15 protein-coding genes and 1 rRNA gene are annotated in these 20080 nt (G+C 40.5%); 7 read left to right on the top strand and 9 right to left on the bottom strand.

What is annotated here, in order from left to right; all coding sequences use genetic code 11:
- Both CL667_09290 and CL667_09285 read right to left on the bottom strand, forming a co-directional pair.
- A 16S ribosomal RNA gene (locus CL667_09290) occupies nt 1–327 on the bottom strand; the annotation flags it as partial.
- Nucleotides 328–581: 254 nt separating this feature from the next.
- Nucleotides 582–1235: a hypothetical protein gene (locus CL667_09285; GenBank protein ID MAL17895.1), complete on the bottom strand. Its 654-nt coding sequence runs from the start codon at nt 1233–1235 to the stop codon at nt 582–584.
- A gap of 233 nt (nt 1236–1468) precedes the next feature.
- Between CL667_09285 and CL667_09280 the strand changes: the two genes are divergently transcribed.
- The 4 genes from CL667_09280 (at nt 1469) to recQ (ending at nt 7131) form a co-directional block, all read left to right on the top strand.
- Nucleotides 1469–2227: a hypothetical protein gene (locus CL667_09280; protein ID MAL17894.1), complete on the top strand. Its 759-nt coding sequence runs from the start codon at nt 1469–1471 to the stop codon at nt 2225–2227.
- A gap of 71 nt (nt 2228–2298) precedes the next feature.
- Nucleotides 2299–3624, top strand: coding sequence for a hypothetical protein (locus tag CL667_09275; protein MAL17893.1), 1326 nt, complete (start codon nt 2299–2301; stop codon nt 3622–3624).
- A gap of 202 nt (nt 3625–3826) precedes the next feature.
- Nucleotides 3827–4804: a fatty acid desaturase gene (locus tag CL667_09270; GenBank protein ID MAL17892.1), complete on the top strand. Its 978-nt coding sequence runs from the start codon at nt 3827–3829 to the stop codon at nt 4802–4804.
- 110 nt (nt 4805–4914) lie between these two features.
- Nucleotides 4915–7131 carry a DNA helicase RecQ gene (gene recQ / locus CL667_09265; protein ID MAL17891.1) on the top strand — a complete coding sequence of 739 codons (2217 nt, stop codon included), beginning with the start codon at nt 4915–4917 and terminating at the stop codon, nt 7129–7131.
- 36 nt (nt 7132–7167) lie between these two features.
- On the opposite strand, the gene CL667_09260 is transcribed toward recQ, so the two are convergent.
- The 7 genes from CL667_09260 to hisC all read right to left on the bottom strand — a co-directional run bounded on the left by CL667_09260 (nt 7168) and on the right by hisC (nt 17291).
- The gene (locus tag CL667_09260; GenBank protein MAL17890.1) at nt 7168–7371 is read right to left on the bottom strand and encodes a hypothetical protein; all 204 of its coding nucleotides are present in this window, start codon (nt 7369–7371) and stop codon (nt 7168–7170) included.
- 76 nt (nt 7372–7447) lie between these two features.
- Nucleotides 7448–8395 (bottom strand): HflC protein, encoded by a 948-nt coding sequence (gene hflC, locus CL667_09255; protein MAL17889.1) that lies wholly within the window; start codon nt 8393–8395, stop codon nt 7448–7450.
- Between the two features lies 1 nt (nt 8396).
- Nucleotides 8397–9407: an FtsH protease activity modulator HflK gene (gene hflK, locus CL667_09250; protein MAL17888.1), complete on the bottom strand. Its 1011-nt coding sequence runs from the start codon at nt 9405–9407 to the stop codon at nt 8397–8399.
- Nucleotides 9408–9489: 82 nt separating this feature from the next.
- Nucleotides 9490–11985 carry a hypothetical protein gene (locus tag CL667_09245; GenBank protein ID MAL17887.1) on the bottom strand — a complete coding sequence of 832 codons (2496 nt, stop codon included), beginning with the start codon at nt 11983–11985 and terminating at the stop codon, nt 9490–9492.
- 141 nt (nt 11986–12126) lie between these two features.
- Entirely contained in the window at nt 12127–13917 is a 1791-nt protein-coding gene (locus CL667_09240) for a hypothetical protein (protein ID MAL17886.1), read from the bottom strand.
- Between the two features lie 158 nt (nt 13918–14075).
- Entirely contained in the window at nt 14076–16160 is a 2085-nt protein-coding gene (locus tag CL667_09235) for a pyruvate dehydrogenase (GenBank protein MAL17885.1), read from the bottom strand.
- Nucleotides 16161–16178: 18 nt separating this feature from the next.
- Nucleotides 16179–17291 (bottom strand): histidinol-phosphate transaminase, encoded by a 1113-nt coding sequence (gene hisC, locus CL667_09230; GenBank protein ID MAL17884.1) that lies wholly within the window; start codon nt 17289–17291, stop codon nt 16179–16181.
- Nucleotides 17292–17440: 149 nt separating this feature from the next.
- On the opposite strand from hisC, the gene CL667_09225 reads away from it, so the two are divergent.
- From CL667_09225 to CL667_09215, 3 genes are all read left to right on the top strand, one after another.
- Nucleotides 17441–18136 carry a short-chain dehydrogenase gene (locus CL667_09225; GenBank protein MAL17883.1) on the top strand — a complete coding sequence of 232 codons (696 nt, stop codon included), beginning with the start codon at nt 17441–17443 and terminating at the stop codon, nt 18134–18136.
- A 70-nt stretch (nt 18137–18206) separates the two neighbouring features.
- Nucleotides 18207–18878, top strand: a complete 672-nt coding sequence (locus tag CL667_09220; GenBank protein ID MAL17882.1) for a hypothetical protein — start codon at nt 18207–18209, stop codon at nt 18876–18878.
- 138 nt (nt 18879–19016) lie between these two features.
- Complete coding sequence (locus tag CL667_09215) at nt 19017–20078, top strand: hypothetical protein (protein ID MAL17881.1); 1062 nt, start codon at nt 19017–19019, stop codon at nt 20076–20078.
- The last annotated feature ends 2 nt before the right edge of the window (nt 20079–20080 follow it).

Raw genomic sequence — 20080 nt, 5'->3', positions numbered from 1 at the left:
CCAGTGTGGGGGATCATCCTCTCAGACCCCCTAGCTATCATCGCCTTGGTGAGCCGTTACCTCACCAACTAACTAATAGCACGCAGACCCCTCTATATCCGAACCGAAGTCCTTTAACAACTGTGGCCATGCGGCCCCGCTGCATTATGCGGTATTAGCGCCCCTTTCGAGACGTTATCCCCCTGATATAGGCAGGTTATCTACGCGTTACTCACCCGTCCGCCAGTCTCCAGTAAGTGCAAGCACTTACCTTCTCCTTCGACTTGCATGTGTTAAGCCCGCCGCCAGCGTTCGTCCTGAGCCAGGATCAAACTCTCCATTGTAAATATCTAATATATACTCTGTGAGCTGACCCTACGCTCTTGGTCATTCTGTAAAAAGAATTGAACAAGCTCTCGCTCGCACAAACAATCTGATCTATACTTCATTCATGTCTAAGAACAAACCTTTCAGCGAAAAAAAATGCCGGCTAAAACATTTGTTTCAGTCAGCGTTTTCCTTCTCTCGAAAGGATTACTAAGGTAAGGGCTAGACCCCATTCATCGCAAGTTTAATTTCAAAAAACTTACTCTTTTTTCTTACTACTCCTTGTGTGAATCCGAATCGTATAATGAGCGTCCTGAAGGGTCTTCATCATACCGTCTAAGAAATCTAACACCCAAATAAAAGAGCGGTGTATCGAAAAGTGCAAAGAAAAATTTAAACAAATAACTGTTGATGATGAGGATCATGAGAGCGGCGACAGAATTTACGTTATCACCAAGGTTTCCGGCCAGATATAAAATGGATAAAATTGCAGTCGAATCTACCAACTGACTTACCATAGTCGATGCATTGTTTCGAAGCCAGAGATGTTTACCGCCCGTCAGTTCTTTCCAAAAATGAAAGAGTCTAACATCAACCGTTTGCGCAGTTAGATATGCAATCATACTTGCAATGGTATTGCCAACCATGAATTCATACACTCCTTCAAATATAGGAAGGCCTCCGCTAACCCCGCCTGTGTTTGGAAGCCAGTGGCCTATCGACATTAACAGGAGCATGAACACATTCATTGAAAAGCCAATCCATACTACCAGCTGAGCTTTCTTCCTTCCGAATAACTCAGAAATTAAGTCCGTGGCCAAAAAAGTAATCGGGTAAGCAATCAACCCAACCGGAATACTCATTGTATAAATGTCTTCATTTCTGACTAATGAAGGAGTAATTGATTTAAGCCAATCGGGAAGATGAATACTGAACAAGGTCACAAACTTAGTGGTGCCAATTACATTACCTAAAACCAATGCCGTTAGAAAAACTCCGACAAGGCTTAAAAATAGTGCATCTCTTTTTGCTAATGTTGGACGCTGTTCAGACATATATATGGTATTAAAATCAGATCAAAGTAATCAATCAAAACTATTTTTCAATTTATACCGTAGCAACGAACTGAAAGCTTACTGCATTCGTTTTGCAAATGAATTAAATGAATCCCATGACTACAGAAGAACTTACTACAAAAATTGAACTCACTGAAGCTGCCGTTGATCTTCAACTTGAAGATCAGTTTACAATACCAAACCTAACGAAGGAAACCGGCAAATCAGCTTCAGAGATTTATGCACTTTTTCCAAACAAGAAGTCCATACTTAAATTCTACTATCCATCTCTAGTCATTCGCTACCGCGCAATGGTTGGAGAGATCGATGACTTTGATTCCTATTCTATCTCAGAAAAGCTTTCAAATTTTATGTTTACGCTTTTTGATATGATGTCGGAGAAAAGAGCTTTTGTGGAAGAAACCTTCTACAAATATGAATGGAGTTGCAGTTCCAATTCTGATTTTAAAAAGGAAATAAAAGAGCTTTTTAAAGATTTCTTTACAACTGATGGCAACATAGCGACAAGCGCCGCTTTTCTTATGGGGGATTTATTCTATGCATCACTGAGATCTCATTATCTATACCTCATCAAGTTTTGGCTGGAAGATGACAGTGAGGATCAAGAACGTACCTTTGCTCTTATTGACAAAATAACCGGGTTTATAGAAGAACTTGTTTACTCAAAAATTGTCGATAAAGGTTTTGACCTGGTAAAATATTCTTTAGGAGCATTGGGATTCAGCCAACAGGTAGAAGATTTCAATGACTGGGTAGCAAGCTGGTTTGAGGATGAAGAAGAATTTGAAGTCGAAATTAATGACGATGATGAAGAGAATGACAATACCGATGACACCTCCGATTAATTTTAAATGCTAAATGTTGAATTTCGAATCACCCATTCAACATTTCAAATTCATAATTCTAAATTTCCTATATGAGTAATGACTTTCCATCATCGAAGTTTGAGCGGGGCAGCCGAATTGCCAAAACAGGACTTAAAGTTGGCACCAACTACGCCAAGCGATATCTTCGTAAAAAATCCGGAAAAGAAGACAAAAGCACCGATAGCGATTTTCACTCCGGAAACGCCAAAGAGGTGTTTAAGGAATTCACAAAACTCCGCGGTACAGCTCTGAAAATTGCTCAGGGAATGAGCATGGATCAAGGGTTTCTGCCTGAAGAGTTTGCTGAAGTGATGAGTCAGGCTCAATATTCCGTTCCTCCTATTAATAAAGCGCTCGTACGCTCTATAATAAAGAGAGAACTTGGAGATTATCCTGAAAAGCTGTTCAAAAGTTTTGAATCGGATGCTTTCGCTGCGGCTTCCATAGGTCAGGTACACAAAGCAGAATTGAATGATGGTCGTAAGGTCGCTATCAAAATCCAATACCCTAATGTTCGGGAGACTATTAATTCGGATTTAGGGTTGGCTAAAATTTTGGTGAAGCAAATTGTCAAAAAGGGAGCAGATATCGATCCTTATTTTGATGAAGTAAAAGAAACTTTGCTGGAAGAAACTGACTATACCAACGAGGGGAAACAAATTGAGTTATTCCGTAAGCGTTTTGGTGGGTTAGATATTGTAATTCCGGAATGGATTAAAGAATATTCCACAGATAAAGTACTATGCATGACTTATCTGGAAGGACGCCATCTTGGTGAATTCCTGAAAGAAGAGCCGAGCCAAGAGGACAGAGATCGATTTGGCCAATTAATGTGGAATTTCTTTCACGAACAAATTCAGGGTAAAGATTACGTCCACGCAGACACTCATCCCGGCAACTTCCTCTTTACTAATGATGGTAAATTGGGAGTCATTGATTTTGGATGCGTAAAACAATTTCCCGAAGAATTTTTCATGAATTATCTTCGCCTTCTTCCTACCCATCTTGATAATAATGAAGATGCCATTAGAGAACTTTACTATAAACTTAAGGTGATCAAGAAAGAGTCTGACAATCCGGACAAAGAACAAGAGTATTTCAATTTTGCCCGTAATTACGGAATGACATTTGCCGAGCCCTATAAATATGAAATCTTCGATTTTGGGCAGGAAAACTTTCGTAATACCATACGCCATTTCACTAAAGACGCCCCCATTGGAAATGAACCTCGTGGTTCTCAGCACTTCTTATATACAACCCGTGTGCACCTTGGGCTTTATAATATTCTGATGAAGCTTGGCGCCCAAGTTAAAACCACAAAGAGCAAAGAAATATTAAGCGAAATGCTGGATGTGGATTTTGGAGAACTGGCTTGATTAAGATATCCAATCGCTATCTGAGGGAAGAAGTTAAGAACTAAGATTCTCAATAAAGAGAATTTACAGTCTTTGATTGATAGCAACTCAGGCTATTTCATTCCCGATATTATGGTCATTGTATAAGTTTTCAAAACAGCCCGAATGCAATATTTTTGCTATATTAATAGAAATTGAATTCATTATAAATGAAAGATTCTGCATGAGTACTACAGTATCTGGGGCACATAAACGAGACGACGAAGGGTTTTACTGGTCAGAGGATGAAGAGCCTCATTTAGAACGAAGAAAGGCCATATTAAAGAAATATCCACAGGTACGAGAGCTTTACGGAGTCGATCCCTCCCTTAAATACAAAGTTTTTGGTTTAGTAAGCATCCAAATGGTTACTGCTTATTTTGCTCCAAATATGCACTGGGCTCTATTTTTGATCCTTGCATACGCAGTGGGCGCTACCATTTCTCATTCTTTATTTTTGGCTATCCATGAATTAAGTCACCACCTGGCTTCCAAAAAAAGAGCCCACAACAATTGGCTGGCTATCTTTGCAAATATCCCCATGATCTTTCCTTATGCGATGTCTTTCAAGACCTACCATTTGATGCATCATGCCGAGCAGGGCGATGAGCATCATGATGCTGACCTGCCGCTCGCGGCTGAAGCGGGCTTTTTTAAAGGTTTATGGGGAAAATTGACCTGGGCCTTCAACCAGATCTTATGCTACATTATACGCCCGCTGTTTGTGCATCCTATCAAAATGAAGAAATGGCATTTCATTAACATGGCATTTCAATTTCCGGTTATTGCACTATTTATATATTTCTCCGGTTGGGGCGCACTTCTTTATTTAGCTGTATCCGTATTTTTTGCTGGAAGCTTACATCCATTGGCAGGACATTTTATTTCCGAGCATTATGTTTTTGAAGAAGGACAGGAAACCTATTCCTATTATGGTCCATTAAATAAACTTTCATTCAATGTGGGTTTCCATAACGAGCATCACGATTTTCCATATATCCCTGGATCTCGGTTACCTGAGTTAAAGAAAATGGCTCCTGAGTTTTACGATGATCTATATGCGCATAGCTCCTGGACCCGTGTTTTATATAAATTCATAACAAATTCTGACATTTCTTTGCACAGCCGTGTGAGAAGAAACAGTTCCAGACGGAAAAAGTAAAAGGCGTTGTTTTCTTTTTTCAGCACCTACATTCTTTAGTTGTACCAACCTCTCTTTTAAAAAATCTGTAAGGAATTCGGATTTCATAGCTCTTACCTTAGAAAAAGAATATGCAATTTTCAGAAACCTCCTCCTCTACCATGCCGGACATCCAACAAGCAGAACATATACTCCATGAGGTTTTTGGCTTTGAGAAATTCCGGTCACTTCAAAAGGACATCATTCAGAATGTCCTCCAGAAAAAGGACACCCTTGCCATTATGCCCACGGGCGGTGGGAAATCTCTTTGCTACCAAATACCGGCTCTCCTTTTTGATGGCATAACCATTGTCGTATCCCCACTTATTTCATTGATGAAAGATCAGGTGGATCAGCTGAAGGCATATGGTGTTTCAGCCACTTTTTTAAACAGCTCTCTTTCTGCGGCTGAATATATCAGCACCGAACAACGCGTTAGAAATGGAGATATCGATTTACTGTATCTCGCTCCTGAAACCCTGATGAAGAATTCTGTCCTTGACCTGCTTTCAGGGCTACAGGTAGATTGCTTTGCTATTGATGAAGCGCATTGTATTTCTGAATGGGGACACGATTTCAGGCCTGAATACCGGCAATTAGCTGAGGTGAAGGCTACATTTAAGAATGCTGTTTGCCTTGCACTCACTGCTACAGCAACTCCACAAGTTCAAAATGATATCGCAACGAGTCTGGGGCTAGCTAATGCCAGTACTTTTATCGCCAGCTTTGATCGGCAAAATCTATTTCTGGATATCGTCAATAAATCAAATCCACTGCAACAAACTGTGGAGTTTCTGAACAAGCACGAAGATCAATCCGGAATTATCTACTGTTTTTCTCGCCGGCAGGTGGATGAACTTGCCATAGATTTGGAAGCCAACGGCTTTTCTGTACTTCCCTATCATGCAGGACTCAGTGAGGACAAGCGGGTTCAGCACCAGGAATCCTTTATTCATGATGAAGTAAATATCATTGTGGCTACCATTGCTTTTGGAATGGGTATCGATAAACCAGATGTACGATTCGTTATCCATCATGATATGCCCAAGAACATTGAATCTTATTATCAGCAAATTGGGAGGGCTGGGAGAGATGGGCTTCGAGCAGATTGCCTTTTTCTTTTTAGTTATGGTGATGTAGGTAAAATCCGATATTTCATCAACCAAAAGTCTGACGAGGAGCAGCGAGTTGCCAATCAACATCTGGAGGATCTCCTTGGCTTTGTAGAAGCACGCGAATGCCGCCGCATCCCATTGCTTGATTATTTTGGGGAAGCCTACACGGATGAACCTTGTGGGATGTGTGATTTCTGCACCGGTGATGTGCCTGACACTCAAAACCTCACCGTCCCTGCTCAAAAATTTCTATCTACGGTAGCACGAACCGGTCAGACATTCGGCTTTCACCATATCAAAGATATTCTCCTTGGCTCCAAACAAAAGAAACTCCTACAGCTTCAGCATGACCAACTTTCGACTTATGGAATTGGGAATGAACTTAGTCGAGGGCAATGGAAGCAATTATATCGTGAGCTTATGAGTCAGGATGTAATCACAAAAGACGGTCAGTATGGAGGTGTAAAGCTTACGCCAGCAGCCATTTCAATTTTAAAAGGAGAAGAAGAATTTTTCGGAGTGATTGAGGAACAAAAAAAATCCAGCTCCGCCAAATCCCGGGCTTCTGCAGAATCTTTAGAATATGATCATGTCCTCTTCAAGCTACTGAAAGAAAAAAGAACAGCACTCGCAAAAGAGGGAGATGTGCCACCTTACATTATTTTCGCTGATAAAACTCTGATGGAAATGGCTTATTTCTTTCCTCAGTCAGAACGCAGTTTACTTACTATACATGGTGTAGGTGCTGCGAAGAAAGAGAAGTACGGAGATAAATTTCTGGAAATAATTCAAAGCTATTCTTCAGAACACAATCTGAAAGAAAAATCTAAAGGTGATCAGGTTCAGGCTCCACCAAAACAAAAGGTGATTAAAAAGAGTAGCCGTTCTTATCAGGTAGGAGCAATGTTTAAGGCAGGGAAACCTGTATCCGAGATTGCAGATCACTTTGATAACAAAGAAACGACAGTAATTCAAAGCCTTGCTAAATACGTTAAGGCCGGATATGAAATTCCACCTGAAAAGTTACAAAATCACTCCAGGTTGTCAGAAGCAGACTTTGATAGGGTCACAAAAGCCTTTAATGAACATGGAAATGATCTTCTCCGACCCGTTTATGATGCCTTGAACGAAGAGGTTTCTTATGATGAGTTGCGGATTGTGCAGTTGTATTTAATAGTGCAGGCTTCAGCCTGACAATTACGCCTGAAACAGCGAGTGGTAAATAGTAACCTATTCTTGTGAATCTGAAGGTTTTTTCCGCTTCTGCCAGAAACTTTCAAAAACGACCATACCGGCTGACCATAGCACCGATACTAACAACGTTTCAATCCAATCAAATCCGGTGTCAGAAAAAATATACATTAAGACACCATAGATCGGTGCAAATACGATGATACCACCAACAAACCGGCCAAATTTTTCTTTCCGTTTCATAGACCTATTTTAATTAAACAAAAAAAGCACGAGCGATTAACCCGTGCTTTTAAAATACGATTTAGGTTCAATTTACCTAATCAATGCTGTTCAAATAACGGAAGAAATCACTATCGGTTGAAAGAATGATGTTCGTTTCTTTATCCATGGTTTTAGTGTAAGCTTCCATCGACCGCATAAACGAATATAGTTCTCGAGACTGATTCGTTCGATTATAAGCAGAGTTATAAATGGCTGCCGCTCTTGCATCCGCTTCACCACGTATAATTTCAGCCTCACGGAAAGCTTCAGACTGAATTCGCTTCAAGTCACGCTCTTTCTCACCGTTAATTCGGGAAGCCTCCCCTTGTCCTTCAGATCTAAACTCATCAGCGATTCTATTTCGCTCTGAGATCATTCGATCGTAGACCGTCTGGCGAACGTCCTGCACATAATTGACTCGTTTAATTCGGAAATCAAGGATCACAATTCCAAGGTCGGTAGCCCGCTCATTTGCTTTCGTTTGGATTTCTTCCTGAATGGTTTCGCGACCCGTTTCAATAGTTTGCAGAGAATCTTCTACAACTTCTAAAATAGCGGCGCCGGAAGTATCCGGTTCACGGTTACTGGTACGTACAATTTCCAGTAAATCATGAGAAGCAATGGCATTTCGGGTTTCTCCATCCAGAATGTCATCCAGACGAGATTGCGCACCACGTTCGTTACCTAATCGTTGGTAGAACTGCAGTGGATCTGTGATTTGCCATCTCGCATAAGAATCCACAAAAATGAATTTCTTATCACGGGTTGGAATCTGATTTCTATCTCCATCCCATTCCAGATAACGCTTCTCAAAGAAGTTCGCTTCCTGCATAAATGGAATCTTAAATTTAAGACCCGGTTCTGTGATAGCTTCCCCAACAGGGTCACCAAACTGAGTGATAATAACCTGTTCGGTTTCATGGACTATATAAAACCCATCTAATGCAGTTAATACAATAACTAAACCAATAACACCGGCAATTATTCCTTTTGCTTGTTGCATCTTAGTTACCTCCGTTATTGTTTTGCTGCGATGAATTCTGTACGCCATTTAGTTGCATTTGAAGCAACGGCAGTACATTATTTCCGTTTTCATCCATGATAATTTTTTTACCCATTTTCGGGATGATATCTTCCATCGTTTCTAAAAATATTCGTTGTTTCGTCACCTGTGGCGCTTTCACATACTCGGTATATAAGTCATTAAACCTAGACACTTCACCTTCGGAAGTATTCACACGCTCTGAGGCATAACCTTCCGCTCGCTGAATAGTTTCCTGAGCTTCACCACGTGCTCTTGGAATTACCCGGTTATAATCGGCACGAGCCTGATTTATCAAGGTCTCACGCTGCTGTTGCGCTTCGTTAACCGCATTGAAGGATGGTTTTACAGGATTTGGAGGGTTGATATCCTGAAGTACAACCTGCTCAATCGTAATACCCATCTCATATTCCATTACCAATGCCTGAATGAGTTCCTGAACTCGAATAGAAACTTCGGCACGACCTACTGTCAACACCTCATTTACAGTTCGGTCACCAACAATTTGTCGCATTGCCGCTTCAGAAATATCAGAAAGTGTGGATTCAGCATTTCTGACTTTAAAGAGGTAGCTGTAAGGGTCGTTAATACGATATTGTACAACCCATTCCACATCAGCGAGGTTAAGATCTCCAGTGAGCATCAATGATTCATCTTCGTAACCTGCTTTTTGATATTGAGTTTGAACGCCTGCCTGAACTGTACGATATCCGAATTCTTGTTTCAACTGTCGTTCTACCAGAACCAGTTCCACCTGATCGATAAGTGGCATTTTAAAATTCAATCCCGGTTCTACTGTTTCTACAAATTTACCAAGCCGCACTACTACTCCAACTTCTTCCGGATCTACCGTGAAGAAAGTTGAAAACCCGAGCAAAGCTACAATCAATCCGCCAACAATAAGCCGGATGTTTTTTGAAATCTGCTCGAACTGAGGCGGCACATTAAAATCAAAGTTTTGATCTTGAGCCATGTTCTATTTTTTTATGTTTTATTATTAGATAAAGACGCCTTATTTGTAGCAAATAGTCCTTATAAAAGGCGTTTAATACTTATTAAACCTTCAGGCATATGATAGTGGTATCGTCCGCCAATTGATAGTTACTGAACTTCTGAACAGTACGCTTAATCTCTTGAGCGATTTCATGTGCAGAAAGTGAATCTGTATCAATTGATTCAATTAGTCTAGGAACACTGTCGAACCCAAAACGTTCACCTTTTTCATTAACAGCTTCCGGAAGCCCATCAGAATATAAGAGAAAGAAATCTCCCTTTTTCATACTAATACTTTGTGATTTATAGGTTACTTCCTCCCTTATCCCCAGTGGATAAGCGGGTGCCGGCGTCTGAATAAACTCTGCAAGTCCATTTCGTTTCAATACCGGGCGGCAGTGACCAGCATTAGCAACACTCATTTTCTTTGATTCTAGGTCGTACCGGGCAAGAGCACATGTAATGAATGTTCTTTTATCTGTTCGCGAAAAAATAGGTTCTGAAATCTGTGAAAGTACTTCATCCGGCATATCATCTTTCATGCGAGAAAGTAAAAGCCCACTAGTGAAAATAGCTGGCATAGCTGCTCTCATGGCTTTTCCTGACACATCTACAACAGCCATTGTCAATGCTATAGCATCACCACTCTCATTCTTTGTTAGTACATAATCGAAGTAGTCTCCACCTACTTCAAAAGAGGGAAGAAAAAACCCATAAACATCAAAACCTTCCGCTTTTGGGGGTTGAAGTGGCATGAGTTTGTATTGACTTTCCCGGGCGATTTCAATTTCCTTTTCGACCCGTAAATGTTGAGCTATACGTTCTTCATACTCGGGAATATAATCTCCTACTTCCGAAACAGACGCCCCATAACGATAGGCAATGAACCCGTAAATTAACGGACCCGCCATAATGAATAACTGAACCCAGCCTACGTATGCCACTTCCATAGACTCTGAGCCTAAATAAGGCTGGATCATAAAAAACGAAGTAAAAAACCACCACGCTGTAGATACTGTGAGAAGTCCAAATTCACGAAGGGCATAAATAAGTATAACAGCAATACTCAGGTAAACCAATAGATCTTCAAACCCTGAGCCACTGGTACCAATTAGTCTTCCCAGAACGGTTATACAAAATCCGGAAAATAGAATTGCTAATATTCCGACAAGCCATTCCTTTTTGATCCAGTGATTTAAAATTGAATACACGAAACCGATCTGCGCCACACATACCAGCCATGTAGTGGTCCACATACTCATGTTCATAGTTAGCAGGCGTGGTCCAATTCCAGCTTCAGCAAAGCCAAACTGACTATCAGCCTGCAGCAAGAATTCACCCAATAAGAAAACAATGCCTGATATAACACCTATTACTATACCACCTATGGCGAAACCGTTTACGAGTGCTGCGCCGGTCTCACTGATAAAGAACTTCCTCTGCCATAAAGCATCAATGATAGCAACTTGACCTTGTTTTTGAGAGCGAGCCAAGGCCTCCCAGCTTATATATGCCATGGCCGCGTACAAGCCCAAAACTAACCCAATAAGCAGACTATTAAACGTGCCGCCTATCATCCCTGCGTTGCTTAGGAATGGATTATAGGAATCCATAAAAAAGATAGCCCGCCAGCCATAAGAGCCCGCTGCGATGGCCAAGAACATTAACAGTGCTCTGCGCCATTCTACTTTCCCTTTAAAAATATTTCTTATACCTACACTAAATATCAAAATGGCTAGAACAAATACCGCCAGAAAAAAACCAAAAGTGAAAGTGTAATCCTCTTCTGTCTGACTTATCGGTTGAGAGTCTAAATCTGCAGGCTCAAAAATATCCATCGCCTTAAATGAGGCAATGCTATATCCAAACTCCGTCCTAAAGCCATCTTCGTTATCAATTTCACGAATAATTGGCTTTAAACTTAGAGATAGTTCAGCCGGTGTATCTGTAACTCCTTCCTTTCTTTTCCAGGTGATATCCAATGATTCTTCCATATCACTGTTATCCAGCATTACCCGCTGATTTCTTTCTTCAAAGATCACAAAAGTACTGTCATCTTGAGGCACACTTTCTGAAAGCATGTACTGATTCAAATTATACCCAAAAGTATAGCCTACTAAATTTTGCGCGATTGTGAGTAATGAATCACCCGTCAAAAAGGTAAGGTTTGAATTTTCTGGATGAGCTTCCATCCGGATTACCCGCCCTGCATTAGAGGTATTTACCTTCAAAGCTCCCACTTCCTCAAAAAGCTGACCGGGTGTTGCAAAAACACCGTTGCTTTTATTTTGCTGCCCGATTACCGTTTGCCAGCTTTGAATATGTACTCCTCCCTCATTAAGCATTGAAAGAGAAATATCTCCCGGCAGCGTATCCTGCAATGTTTTCACATAATTCTGATGCTGTTTACGCATGGTAATCATTGCCAGAGAATCGGTTGAGAAACCAAGTGCAGGGGCTAACTCTCTTATGTAATCTTCCGTTGCTGATTTACTGTCAGCTACAGGGCCGGAAGAATAGTATTCTATGGATGGGCGGAGATAGAAATAGCATAGCAAGCCAATAACTCCACAGAATAGTAATATATAAGTGCGTCTATTTATCAACGGATAGTGCCCTAATTAATCTTCATTTTAAAATCAGCAAACTCTTTTTTTTAGCCTCGAAATGAAGCTACGTTTTTCTAGCTGATTTGTTACCTAACTTTTGGGATTATTCCGAGAAAACGAAGATGGATGCACTTGGTCGGAGTGACTCTCTCTGATAAACTTAATCTTAAACACACTGCCTTTATTTTTAGAATTTTCAAGAATCTCGAATTTACTGCCAAGTTGATCCGATAGTGTTTTTATCAATGTAGCTCCCAGAGAATCTGAATCATTAAATTTTTCGATATCAAAACCACTTCCCGTGTCTGAGATTACCATAGTGATCTCATCTTCATGCTGTCTAAGTTTTACCTTAATCTCGCCTTCTTCCTGATCATTGAATGCGTGTTTGAAGGCATTAACAATCAGTTCATTTATAAGCAGGGAGCATGGAATCGCCTGATTTATACTTAACGAAATAGGCTCAACTTCAGAAGTAAGCTTTATTTCTTTGCTATTCATATGCATGCTGCTGATGGCCTGCAGTAAGTCATTTATATACTTGTCATATTTAATGTATGCCAGCGACTCACTTTCGTACAACATTTCGTGAACCAAGGCAATGGACTGCACTCTCATCTGGCTGTCACTCAGTGCTTTTTCAACTTCTTCATTATTCGCACTGTACGTTTGTAGCTGCAATAGTCCCGAGATTACTGCAAGATTATTCTTTACCCGGTGATGGATTTCTGCCAACATCACTTCTTTTTCTTTTAGTGATGCCCGAATTTCTTCTTCTTGTTTTTTCCTTTCTGAGATATCACTTGCGACAGAAACCCTTCCTACTTCAGCTCCCTGGTTATCCACCAGTTGTGCTTCAGAAAACAGCACTGGAAATGCCTCTTTATTCTTATTGATTAATGAAAATTCAAAAGAGCCCTTATCCAAATGAAATTCATCGTACTGTTTACCCATTTCTTTGAGGTTGTAGTAGTTTTTTACCGGAGTATTAAGCATTTCATCCTCCTTATAACCTACTAATTCAGTTGCTGCTGAATTTGCCCGAATCAAAATTCCGTTGCTGTCTGAAACAAATACCGCTTCCTGTATAGATTCGATGATATTATCGACATAAGCTTTTGATACTGTTTTATTCTGAAGTCCTTCGGCCATTGAATTGAAGGCTTCGGCTAGCTCTCCAATTTCGTCTTTTGAGGTGACTTCAATTCGCTCGTCCAGTTCACCTTCTCCAATCTTTTTTGCCGATGCGCTGACTTTTGCTAACGGATTTGCAATAGATCTATAGATATAAACGGCCAGTGCAAGGGCAAGTAAAACAGATAATACGGTAGCTAAATAATTTATATAAGCTGCTGTTTCAAGCGATTCATCAAGCTCTTTATTTCGAGCATCCTGAACAGTGAGTACATAATTTCGAACCAGAGATATTTCCGGTATAATATTATTTCTGAAATAAGGCTCAATGGAGTTGATGAACATTAGATTTGCCTGATCGACCTCTTCTTCCCCCAGTTCCAGCCATTGGCGGGTTATAGATTTATAAACCTCATAACTGCTGTAAAGCTCGGTCAAGTCTTCAGGCAACCGCTCATCCTGTCCCAAAAGTCGTTCAAGCTGACTAAATGAAGTTTCAAACTGTTCCAGCTCATCTTCGAACTTTGTAGTTAACTCAACAACAGCCGGTAATTCCTGAATGGTGCTATAATTTTTTTCAACTATAATAGCTTCTCTGATTCCATTTAAAAAAATCAGGCTTTGGAATAAACTGCGTTCCATCTCTCCGGTATAAATCACAACTTCTGACGCGTCGGTAACGGAACTTAGTTGTTCCTGCCTGATCTCTGAAGTAAAGCTATCAGAAATAAAGCCAACGAAAGCCAAAAGCAGACTTACGCAAAAAAAGCCAATTATTATTTTTGTACCGAGTCTCAAAGTAACAGAAAATTAAAGGGTTTAACTGTTCTAAGTATAGAAATAACGTGTTGTAATCTCTATAACTTTAAAATTAAAAAAGACTCATGTAACATAGTCACTTCACCCTAAAAAGCAAGCAACTCTTCGAGCTTAGTGGCAATATCATGGGTGGTAGGAAGTACCGACTCCATCAACCCAACATTATAAGGAACAGGTATATCGGGCATAGTGAGCCGCTCTACCGGGGCGTCCAGATAAGTAAAGGCCTCGCGCACAAGAACGGCTGCCAGTTCAGCTCCAAAACCCGCTGTTTTATTATCCTCATGAACAATCAGGCATCGGTTTGTGCTTCGAATCGAATCAAGTACTGCTTCTTTATCCCAAGGCATTAACGTTCGCAGATCTAAAACATCCGCGGAAATCCCTAATTCATCAACGGCAGCTTCACATCGTTCACACATCGCTCCCCATGTTAGAATGGTCACCTCGTCTCCCTCTCTTAGCTTTTTTGCTTTCCCAAATGGAACTACAAAATCATCTCCGGGATACGGTTTGCGGGCATATTTAGCATCCAGTAAATTTCGGTGCTCAAAGAAAATAGTGGGGTTATTGCTTCTCATTGCCGAACGTAAAAGTCCTACGGCATCTTCAGCATTACTTGGCATAGCTACTTGCCAGCCAATAGCATGGGTGAAAAATACCTCGTTACTCATACTGTGCCATGGATCTCCGCATTTGGCAAACCCGCCAGGCATACGCACTACAATAGGAGCCGCAAAACGATTCGCTGTTCTCCAGCGGGTAGTTCCACAATTATTAAGCTGCTCGGTTGCAGGATCTGCATACTTTCGGAACTGAATTTCAGCTACGGGCATTAATCCGGAATAAGCCAAACCGACAGCCCTTCCTATAATCCCCTCTTCAGAAAGACTGGTATCAAAAACACGATCTTTACCAAATTGTGACTGAAGATCCATAGTGGCCGCATGTACTCCACCTTTCATTCCAACATCTTCGCCAAAAACCATGACTTTTTCATTGGTTTCCAGCTCATGCTTTAGTGTTCGGCGAATAGCCTCTACAATATTTATACGCTGTTTTTCAGGAGTGGCTTCTTCTGTTGACTCCGGGAATTCATGCCCCTCTACTAATAATCCGCCAATAGTTTGAACTTCATCCTCTGCAAAAACATATTTTTCAGTTTCAGAGGCATCTGGTTCGGGTCGGTTTAAAGCCGCTTCTGCAGCTTCCTCAATAGTTTCACCGGCTTTCTTTTCCCAGTTTTTCCAGGTTTTTTCAGTGATGTGATCCGGAACCATAAATGCTTTTAGCTTGTCAAGCGGATCATTTGCTTTCTCTTCCTTTACCAGTTCATCATCTTTATACGCCTGATTATCCTGATAGGAATGACCATTCAATCTTGGAACAGTCAATCGAATTAAAGCCGGGCCTTTGCGGTCTCGCACATAATCTACAGACTCCTCAAGCAGTTCAGCAGCTTCTTCAGGATCAGTACCGTCCCCATCATAAATTTTGAGGTTATTAAACGACTGAAGGTTATTACTGATAACTCCGCCCGGTGTCTGGTACTCGCTGGTAACAGAAATCCCATAACCATTGTCTTCAATGTAAAACAGGACCGGCAGATTTTGGGTGGTTGCAATTGTTAAGGCCGACCAAAATCCATTAGTTGCAACCGAACCATCTCCACCTAGAATTACAGAAATGGCGTTATCATATTCTTTTTCTTCAAGTACATTCTTGCGGTATTCAATGCCTTGCGCCCAGCCAATTGCAGGCGTGTATTGGGAACCAACATCGCCGGCCATTGGCAATACTTTCGTAGAATCAGCATCCGGTTTATTACAAACCACTCCGATATCACGTCCATTACTGTAGCCACCGGATTTAGCCATCGGTGCCGCCATAGCATCTTCTTCAGAAAGGCCAAGCGTTAATAAAAGAGGTCTCGACCGATAGTAAGCACTGGCCGCGTCATGCTTGTTGGTTAATAATTTTCCCAACAAAATCTGCCCCAGTTCATGCCCACGTGCCGAAAATTGGTATAAAACATCTTTATTGGGAACCAGTTCCGTTTCTTCTTTCTCATCCATTGCACGGGAGGTCAGCATAAGCCGGGCAACGTCTTTCCAATCCACGTCAGATGTTTTCGTTTTTTTCTTCTTAGATGCCGTTTTTGATTTGGCCATAAATAAAATAGTTACTGCTTACTTCTTAGTTACTTCTAAAAATGATTGCTCAAAATGATCCATTTCTTCTGAAAGTCCAACCGTAATACGAATACAGCTTGGCAACCCAAATGCATTTATTCTTCTGAGGATAACTCCCTTTTCCAGCATATTTTGAGTGAAATCAATCGCTTCTTGTTCTGATGGTAAAATCATCATCACCGAATTAGAGATGGATTTCCTGTAGTTCACCTCGTGCTCATCAAAAAATGAATACAGCCTTTTCTTGCTCTCTTCTACAACTTCTACGCTTTTCTTCAGAAATTCATCATCATGAAAAGCTGCCAAAGCTCCAGCCTGACCCAAAGTTGTAGGCTCAAACGTGAGCTTAGTTTTCATCATTGTTGAAATGAGATGTTCATCAGCAATGGCATATCCGACTCTGAATCCTGCAAGTCCGTATGCTTTCGAGAAAGTCCTCAATACAATGATATTGTCATAATCGTAATCCAATGAATGTGGGTAATCTTCAACATCTTTGGCATATTCAAAATATGCTTCATCCATTACAACCAGCACATCATCCGGAACCTGCTGCATGAACCACTCAAATTCATCCTTATTGATATAGGTGCCAGTCGGATTATTAGGATTCGCGATATACACCATCTTAGTCCGTTCATCAATCGCATTGGCTATGGCTTTCACATCGTACTTATAATCTGAAGTGACCGGAATTTTTTTGAGATGAACACCACGGACGCCAATCTGGACAAAAAAGCCTACAAAAGTCGCTGCCGCCGTAATCGCATTCTCTTTATTCAAGAAAAAAGTTTTACACAAAATGGAAATAATGCTTTCAGAACCGGAAGCCAACAGCACATTTTCACTCTTCACTCCATTTCGTTCGGCGATGGCTGCTCTGAGCTTCCGAGCTATGGGATCGGGATAATCCTGAATTTGTTGAAAAGCTTCATCTATAGCCGCCTTTACCTTTGGACTACAACCTAACCGGTTTTCATTGGAAGCAAGTTTGGCAATTTTGTCGGGTTTGTAAAGATCAGCAACTTCCGCTATTGTTTTGCCCGCCACGTAGGGTTTAAGAGTTTCTATATTACTGGGTACTAACGATTTACCAGTTTTTGTAGTCATCAAGCCTTAACTTACTTTTCTTTAAAGTTATCAAACAACAAATTACCACTAAAAAAGCGCTTTTTCCAAGCATCTGCGAACTTTAGTGAACTATTTAGTTTTGCTTTTGTTTTCACCTTTGAATCAATCACAATATACCCATCTATTTCATGAGTAAGACGATATTAATCACAGGCGCCAGCCGCGGTATAGGATATCAAACCGCATTAAAGCTGGCTTCCGAAAATCATACCGTAATAGCTACAGCCCGTTCACAAGATAAGCTTAAACAATTATCTAAGGAAGCAGATAACGGAACTATTATTTCGGTACCTGCAGATTTAACCGAACCCGGGGATATCGAAAAGCTTGTCACTGCTGTTGAAGAAGCCGGTGACCTGGATGGATTGATCAACAATGCCGGAGCCCTTTATCTCAAAGACTTTATGGATACTGAAATAGAAGACTTCCAAAAACTCATGGATGTGAATGTTTTCGGTATTGTCCGTATAACAAAAGCCATGAAAGCTCACCTCAAGAAAGGGAGTCATATCGTAAACATTTCAAGCATGTCCGGATATCAGGGAAGTTCAAAATTTGCCGGTCTTTCTGCTTATAGCGCAGCTAAAGCAGCTGTTGTAGGTTTATCTGAAGTGATGAGCGCTGAATTTACTCAAGATGAAATTGCGGTAAACTGCCTCTGCCTGGGAGCTGTACAAACCGAGATGCTCGCTCAAGCTTTTCCGGGATTTGACGCCCCTGTTTCCCCTAAACAAATGGGAGCCTATATAGCTGATTTTGTATTAAATGCTCATCAGTTTTATAATGGGAAAGTTCTGCCTGTTGCCTTGAATGATCCCGGGTAGTAATAGATAGATGGTATTGCCTTCTATTATTTACTAACTTCGGTTAAATCAAAAAATCTATGAGACTATAATGCGTACAATTACCGGACTTTTACTTTGCTTCACCTTCATTTTTGCAGGAGTAAATTCTTCTAAAGCCCAAACGATAGAATTGTTAGCAGGGAATACTCTGAATGGTGCTGTCAACGGAACCATTCTTGGTGGGGCGACCATGGCCTTAAACAGCAACAGTGATTTCGCTCCACTTCGGGTAGGTGTTGGCCTTGGAACTTTATATGGAATTGGAACCGGTGCCTATGATGTGGCAACTTCCGGCGGTCAACAGCTCGTTGTCTCCGGATTATTTAATGATGGCAACAATACCAGCATTATTGTTTTGCTTGATACTTTTTACGGAGCAGCGGCAGGAGCCATAATCACTACTTCTATAATGCTTATTGCTGAAAAGCCTCTGGTGGAAGGCCTGCAATATGGATCAGCTATTGGCGCCTGGGTTGGTTTTGGCGTTGGAGTTATAGATGCTTTTGCTCTTTCCGAACGGAAGACCCCTTCATCAGCTGCTGCATCTTTAGCAACTCCATCCAATTCTGCGGATGGCTTAGTGGGAATTCAGTTTTCTGAAAAGACAAGCATTGGCTTGGTTTCCCCTTCGGTAATACAAACACTGCGAACTAATCCAACAGGACTGAATACTCAAATCAATGCTAGCGTGGATCTCCTGAACCTGAAAGTTAACTTTTAAACAAGGCTAGCACTTTTAGTTCTGCCCTAATTTTAGTTCTTTAGGGCATGAAGGCATATAAATTCATTCCCTTAGCGCTAATCTTTTTCTCCCTAATCTCTGGGAATAGCTTTTCACAAGACTTTCAGCTTAGTATGACTGAGGTATTTGTCTATTGGAAAAGAGGACAGTGATTCTACAGATTATCTATTTAGTGGTATAAGGTCTATAAGCACTACAGAAAACGGAAATATTATACTCAGTAGCACGAGCGATAAAACAATTCGTATTTACAGTCCAGAGGGTAATTTTATTAAAAAATTTGGTGGAAGAGGTCGCGGGCCAGGTGATTTTTTAGAGGTGACATCTATAGATGTAGATACTGAGGGTAATCTAATTGTCCTTGATCGATTCCAAAATCGAATTTCTTTTTTTGATAGCAATGAAGGGTTTACTCATTCAATAGTACTGAAGCTTGAAGCCTTAGGATTAACAAAGGTCTTCGATGATCCTAAGTCAGACGAATTTATCGTGGTAAGTCGAGATTTTTTGAATCCAGATGATAAGGGGAATTTACTTCATCGATACAATTCAAATTTTGAAAATAAAGTCGGAGAATACTTAAATGTATTTAACTATTTTTTTGATAAATCAAGTCCACTTGAAGTACAAATGTCACAATTACCTAATTATAAAGCATCACAATTAACACCAAATACAATTGCAGCAACATCTGGATTCTATGATGGAACCATTTTCGTTTTTAATACAGAAACTAATAAAGGACAAGTATTTGGGGAAAAGATTCCAGAATTAGCAACGGAGTACGATTCAAATAACTGGGAAAAGTATTTAAATTCAGATGAAGTAGGTTTCCAAACAGCTTCTGGACCATCAGGAAGGTTTTTATTTAAACCTTCTGGTTCAAATATAAGTATTGTCGGAAATAGCCAATTTATAGTGCTCTTCTTTTACACATTTAGTGATAAAAAAATCATTCCTTCTGCAGATATATATTCAAAAGATGGGGAAAAATTAGCGAATATTATTTTGACAGATTCTCCTTTAAATTTCATACATGATAAACGAGTTTCAATTGTCCCCCATTTCCTTGACGAAGAAAATAATCTATATGTTTTTGATTATAACTATAAAAACTCTTTTCCTGCAGCAAGAGTTTTCAAAACCAACTTAGACGAACTCCTCGAATCTAAAGAGTAATT

Source organism: Balneola sp., assembly GCA_002694685.1.
Classification (GTDB): domain Bacteria; phylum Bacteroidota; class Rhodothermia; order Balneolales; family Balneolaceae; genus Gracilimonas.
This window is presented reverse-complemented; position numbering and strand designations above follow the sequence as displayed.

What these genes read in the sequence shown, in the direction of transcription:
- CL667_09280 (MAL17894.1), top strand. Translation starts at nt 1,469, where the DNA reads ATGAATCCCATGACTACAGAAGAACTTACTACAAAAATTGAACTCACT.
- CL667_09275 (MAL17893.1), top strand. Translation starts at nt 2,299, where the DNA reads ATGAGTAATGACTTTCCATCATCGAAGTTTGAGCGGGGCAGCCGAATT.
- CL667_09270 (MAL17892.1), top strand. Translation starts at nt 3,827, where the DNA reads ATGAGTACTACAGTATCTGGGGCACATAAACGAGACGACGAAGGGTTT.
- recQ (MAL17891.1), top strand. Translation starts at nt 4,915, where the DNA reads ATGCAATTTTCAGAAACCTCCTCCTCTACCATGCCGGACATCCAACAA.
- CL667_09260 (MAL17890.1), bottom strand. Translation starts at nt 7,371, where the DNA reads ATGAAACGGAAAGAAAAATTTGGCCGGTTTGTTGGTGGTATCATCGTA.
- hflC (MAL17889.1), bottom strand. Translation starts at nt 8,395, where the DNA reads ATGCAACAAGCAAAAGGAATAATTGCCGGTGTTATTGGTTTAGTTATT.
- hflK (MAL17888.1), bottom strand. Translation starts at nt 9,407, where the DNA reads ATGGCTCAAGATCAAAACTTTGATTTTAATGTGCCGCCTCAGTTCGAG.
- CL667_09235 (MAL17885.1), bottom strand. Translation starts at nt 16,160, where the DNA reads ATGGCCAAATCAAAAACGGCATCTAAGAAGAAAAAAACGAAAACATCT.
- hisC (MAL17884.1), bottom strand. Translation starts at nt 17,291, where the DNA reads ATGACTACAAAAACTGGTAAATCGTTAGTACCCAGTAATATAGAAACT.
- CL667_09225 (MAL17883.1), top strand. Translation starts at nt 17,441, where the DNA reads ATGAGTAAGACGATATTAATCACAGGCGCCAGCCGCGGTATAGGATAT.
- CL667_09220 (MAL17882.1), top strand. Translation starts at nt 18,207, where the DNA reads ATGCGTACAATTACCGGACTTTTACTTTGCTTCACCTTCATTTTTGCA.